General features: G+C 36.8%; 4 protein-coding genes. 1 reads left to right on the top strand and 3 read right to left on the bottom strand.

Going from position 1 to position 5,454, the window contains the following annotated elements:
• The first annotated feature begins 213 nt into the window (after nucleotides 1-213).
• Complete coding sequence (locus tag AK963_RS24940) at nucleotides 214-612, top strand: hypothetical protein (RefSeq protein ID WP_139117646.1); 399 nt, start codon at nucleotides 214-216, stop codon at nucleotides 610-612.
• Nucleotides 613-813: 201 nt separating this feature from the next.
• Here the strand turns inward: AK963_RS24940 and AK963_RS24935 are convergent, their stop codons facing one another.
• From AK963_RS24935 to AK963_RS24925, 3 genes are read right to left on the bottom strand one after another with little or no spacing between them, the layout of a single operon-like run.
• Nucleotides 814-2,382, bottom strand: coding sequence for an AAA family ATPase (locus AK963_RS24935; protein ID WP_139117645.1), 1,569 nt, complete (start codon nucleotides 2,380-2,382; stop codon nucleotides 814-816).
• A 3-nt stretch (nucleotides 2,383-2,385) separates the two neighbouring features.
• Complete coding sequence (locus AK963_RS24930) at nucleotides 2,386-4,626, bottom strand: hypothetical protein (protein WP_139117644.1); 2,241 nt, start codon at nucleotides 4,624-4,626, stop codon at nucleotides 2,386-2,388.
• Nucleotides 4,578-5,315, bottom strand: a complete 738-nt coding sequence (locus tag AK963_RS24925) for a PDDEXK family nuclease (RefSeq protein ID WP_066018092.1) — start codon at nucleotides 5,313-5,315, stop codon at nucleotides 4,578-4,580. Before AK963_RS24925 ends, AK963_RS24930 begins: the two co-directional genes overlap by 49 nt.
• Nucleotides 5,316-5,454: the final 139 nt, after the last annotated feature.

The following is a 5,454-nucleotide window of genomic DNA, read 5'->3' as shown; positions in this document are numbered from 1 at the left end:
TCATCCTGAGTTTTAATCTGACTGGCTATTTGATCTACCAGTTTTTCGTTGATTTCAACGCTCATTGTTATTCTCCATTTTGGAGTATTAACGACAAGCGTTTACACAATTTAAATTACATTCCCGTTTTCCTCCGCTGACCCTCGTAGCTCTTATGACACTTTGGTTTTAAAGGTTGATGATCAGGTTAAGCCATTCCACGAAAGGCTTGAGGTGAACATATCCATCGACCAAGACTTGATCCTTAAGGCAGAAGCTTCATCAACAAAAGATCGTGATGAACGAGAAATCTACGACCTTGAGTTTGGTTTGTCCTTGATGCAATCAGAAGAGGATGTTGAAAAAAAAAATCCTGAAGTTGAGCTAGCAATGGACTCAGCCGGACATGAACCAATGGCAGTTTGTGTCCGCTCAAATGTAACGAATAGAAGGGATGACTTGACCACGATACCCGGAGAGTATCTGGCCACCTACAACAAACCTTACTTTGATCGTGAGCGAAACAGGGACCTTCCCGAAGTACAGAATTTTGAGAAGCTTTACTATCAGCCATGTTCATATTGTAAGCGTCCTTATAATGATCCCGGGTGTCGGTGTGGGAGTACACTGTAATTATATTTGGGTTTAGGGGGCGGAAAGTTGCCCTCGCCCTTACACCTGAATTGTATCCATCCGTACTCCATAAGCAGGTGACCAAATGCAATCATATATTTCCTGGCTCCCAAGGCTGCACAGGGCTTAGCGACAGGATGAAAGCAAGACTTACGTACTTATACTCTGGGAATTCATTAACTTTAATGTGGTGCGTTCATATCATGATTTCTGACCAAGACTTTCTTTAAGTTGCGCCTGTAATTTCAGAAATTCATCATGCCGCTCGCCCTCACTTGCAATAGGCTCTGGATGTAGGTCTTGACTATCTTCTCCTTCATCATCGCACTCTTCTTCCATTACAGGCTCAAGGCCAGAGCTTGTAGGTTTACCCATTTCAGCCCTATCTTCTTCCAGCAGCTGCTGTATCACCTCAAGGTCTCCAAAAGGATTAGGGCCATCACCTCTAAGAGCTTTAATACCCTCGTGAATGATAATCATCCTATATTCAAAAACATAATCCAATACTGCTTCATTAATCTCATCTAACTGTTTATTAACAAGGTAACGGTTACAACGATGCATATAACTAGCAAGAATTGCCGGAATTCCTTGTGTGTAGTCATAAATTTTTGAGTAGTATCGTTCAGCTTCTTTCTTTTCTTCCTCTGACTCTCCGGTTAAATTTACTTTTTCTTTTGCCATTAAGTTGATCCAGAAGAGCTGAACCAGTTGCCTCCAAAATTTATCATCTGCGTTATATCTGGTCACTTGATAAAAGAAGCCTGTAGCTATTCGTCGTATTGCACTGAAATCTTTTGTCTTTTCACTTGTGAAAAGCTTCCACATTTTTGTCGTACCCATATAAAGCACAGAGACACCGACACAGTTAACCAAAGCACTTAGAAATGCTGTAAGCCTTTCATGCTCCTTATTATTTAGAATATTTTCAGAATCATCAATTACCAGAAATCCGACATTATGAATTGTTGATGCTATTGCCATTTCCAACTGCAATATATCAATGCTTTTATTATGACTACTTGGTTTGAAGTAGCAATCCTTCCCTATATGTCCTAATAAATAATCAAGCGTGGCCAAATACTGTAAACATATACCTTTCTCAGAACCAGATGGAAGGCAGTCAATTTTCACCCATGTTATTTGAGCAAAATTGATAGGCAAATTCTTATACCTTTTATGATAAATAATATTTGGGATAACTGATAAAATACTTTCTATCATAAATGTTTTACCAGCGCCTGTTATACCTAAAAAAACACTTGTTTTAGTGCATGTCAGGCATACTTTTCTAGGAGTGAATAGATATTTTTTCTTTTGTTTGACTTCATCAGGATTTTTCCTGTTTTGTAAAGATAATGATGTTAAATGCCTGATATGCTCTGAGGACAAAGGATTTCTGTAGACATAGGCATCCATTAAAACATCAGTTATTTCATTCCATATTTCAAACCATAAATCTTTATCCGGCAAACAACAATCAGTTAACCCCATAGAAATTAATGAACGATCCTTTGCATAGAGTTCATCAAGGTCAATTTTACCATTTTCATCCCTGTCTTGATGGTAAGGTAACTTCCTTATAGAGCCAAATAAATTTTTCTTAGTGACAAAATCTCCATCGCTATTCTTTGTAATAAAACTATACATTGACTCTGTTAATGGGTTGTTAGAATAACGAGCTAAACGGGACTCATAAACTGGATCGTAAATAATACACCGTTGAATCCTTCGATTGACGAATATTTTTTCTCTCAGCTTTTTATCCACAACTTAAACACCTTGTAAAAAATCATCAAAATCGTCGTCATCATCACTTGAGTTAAACTCAGCGCCAGCAGGAACAGAACTTTTATCTTTATTTTGTTCTTTAGAAGATTCACCAATAAAATCTTCAATCCTTTGTTTTTTTAATTTATCAAGCATCGCCTGTTCTAGACTCTGTTCTTCATTTATATTTTTGGCCCTACTCTTGGCCTGTTTTTTTCCTTTCGCAAGATTACTAAGTGCAGTTTTTGAAGCACTTCTACGAGCCTCTGTTAATCGTCCTCTATGAGCAGCATTTTCTTCACGTATCTTAGCATCTTCTACTCTTTCATTATCTAGCTGGTTAAGAACCTGCTCAACATGCATATACTCGAGTCTCTGACTCCTTGAATGTATCCTGCATTTAATTATCGATGAATCAGATTTAGATATGAGGTAGAGAAAATTTACCGACCCCATTATGCGGTGCCCAGTATAATAATCACCAATCAAGTTAGCGTTAAAATGATCTCTATAAAACTTTACAAATTTTTGAATATCTGGATGAGTTGGGTCGTAGAATATTTTATTTTTATTGCCATTACCAACTGTATATACACCTTGTTCATTTGCCCTTATAGTTACCTGCTCACTCAAAGATAATATCATCAATTTTTTATCGAAATTATCAGAACTAATCCCATATGAATTACAGTTTTCAAGACCCCATTTCCAAATATCAATGGGTATAGGCTTAACTCCATCCCGCATCATATCCGCGCTTAGGTATTTCCTATCAAGTAGCCGCCTATTTATACCATAAGCAACCTCTGCTGAGAGTTGAAATACCTGGGGCATTTCAATACATGAGTACTCCGCTGGGTTAGTTGCTCCTCTTGCTAGTGCTTTAATCACTCTTCCAGGCAATCTGTGAAATAACTGCTCGGTAAAAAGCTTATTGGTGCTCTCAACCAATGATTTTTGCGTTGGAGTGAAAGCGGGGCAAAAAGATGATGCCATAACGCCAAAGCGACCATGAACAATTTCCTTTTTAGTTGAGAGAAAGTCTGAACCACGATCTAAAAGATTCGCATAAGAAATCAAATCACACGGCCAATCCTCATCATCAATTTCAATTCCCCACAGCTTTCCAAAATCTGATTTCTTTATATATGCACCAAGTAATGCTTCTAAAAAACGAGCATTACATGGACTCCTGAAATCTAGTGTTGTGACAGCTAACATCCCAGAAAACACATCAACAACATTGTACTGATGAGCTCTCCCAACAGAATTCTTTTTTTCTTCCTCAAATGAACTACCTAGGTATGTATCAACATTGTTTGCATCTATGACATAAGTATGTCCTGGTCCTTTCGCAATATCATTAATTATACCATAGGACTCTCTGTAATCCTTCGATGCATTCTTTTTACCTACCCTTCTAGTAAGGTCTTCATGACCATCAATTAGCTGCGGGAGCCAATATTCTAATTGAGCCTCGCTTATGCGATCTTTTCGATAGATAATATTACCTTTTTTATCAACTCCATCTTTATAGTAATCAAACCAAATGGCATCTAACAATGATTTTTTGTCATTACAACATTCACCTGTGGGCTCGTGCATTTTTTTATAATATCTTTTATAGCTTTTGACGATAATTGCTTTCTCATCATCCTCTATTTTGATTGTAGATATCTCTTTATTAGTGGTTCTTGGTCTACCTATAGGTTTTGAGTCTTTGCGATGTGATCGCTGCTTCCCCCTTCCACCTTGTAAAGATCTAGCTGGAAGTAATGCTGTCTTTATCTTACTATACATAAGATATCGATACGTATATTCATAAATTGTTGTTTTATTCAATAAAGTCCCATCATTTAAATCTCGGGACTTTTCTATACTTTCTTTTATTGCTTGCTGGCCTGCTGAAGTCCTCTTTATAACATCATTTATATTTTCTACAACAGGCCCCATAATTTCATACCTTTTATTCATCTCTCTCAAAGAGTCTTCATTAATTTCATTCTCTGGTAGGAGAAGATAGCTAGGTATTGCATACTTAAAGCGAGTTATGTCATTTTCATCAAACTCTTTAATTAATATAGAACGGTTTACTCTATGAAGTTTTCTTGGTTTTTTACATATTTCAACCAAGTATAAAAAATTATCTTCATCATGAACAATACGATACATTGCTGGTTTGACCGAGCTTGATTCTATAACCTGTATTGCTTCATCGATTTGCAGCTTTCTGTTTGAACACATCTATCAAAAGCCTCCATATTAAAATCAAACATATTGCCTTCGATTAAGCATCTTGGTGTTAAAATCTTTTCATAATTAAAAACAATTACTTTTCTCCAGCAGAGTAGCGAAAAAATTCTTTTCATACTATCCAAAGGAAGTTGCATTTTCTCAGATAAAGCTTTATGAAAAGCTAGAAGCTTAGGCGATTCATGAAATATTTCCCTTTCCTTAAGAAATAGCTCAAAGTATTTTCCAATCACCTTCCTTTCATTATCAGTAGCATTATTTCCTGCGTACATCCATTCAAGATTTCTAAATCTGTTTTCAGAAATTTGGTTACTTGTCACAGGCTTCCATGGCAAACCATAACGCTCACTACTCAATTTTTCTATCAAAAGCCTCTCTTCAAAACGACTAAAGACTTTTAATTGGTCCGAAGATATTTTCTCTATAACTTCTTTGTCACATTTTATTGATTCAGACCAGCCAGTGTTATTTTTTGAAGAAAAGGGAACTATATCAATTGTGATGACAAAATTGCCATTAAGGTGATGTCGCAATCCCCATTCTTGGCAGACGGCCAAACTAATATCAGGCGGGATTGGGAACTGATCATAGTATGAGGTTACTTCATCAGAAAACTCATGATCATATAGCCGTTTTTTTTCAGGAGGAGAGGCAGCATACACCATCCTCTTATTTTTCACACTGTAGAACTCATACCAATCGCATTTTCTAAATCCTTAAGCTGCCGCCAACTATGCTTAGGCATCATTACCATGCATTATCTAGAACAGATGTCTCGTCGACCACAGCTACCCGAAGGTTTTAATGATGTTGATTTTC

Source organism: Endozoicomonas atrinae (assembly GCF_001647025.1).
Taxonomy (GTDB): Bacteria; Pseudomonadota; Gammaproteobacteria; order Pseudomonadales; family Endozoicomonadaceae; genus Endozoicomonas; species Endozoicomonas atrinae.
Note: the sequence above shows the minus strand (reverse complement) of the source record. Positions and strands in the feature narration are given on the sequence as shown.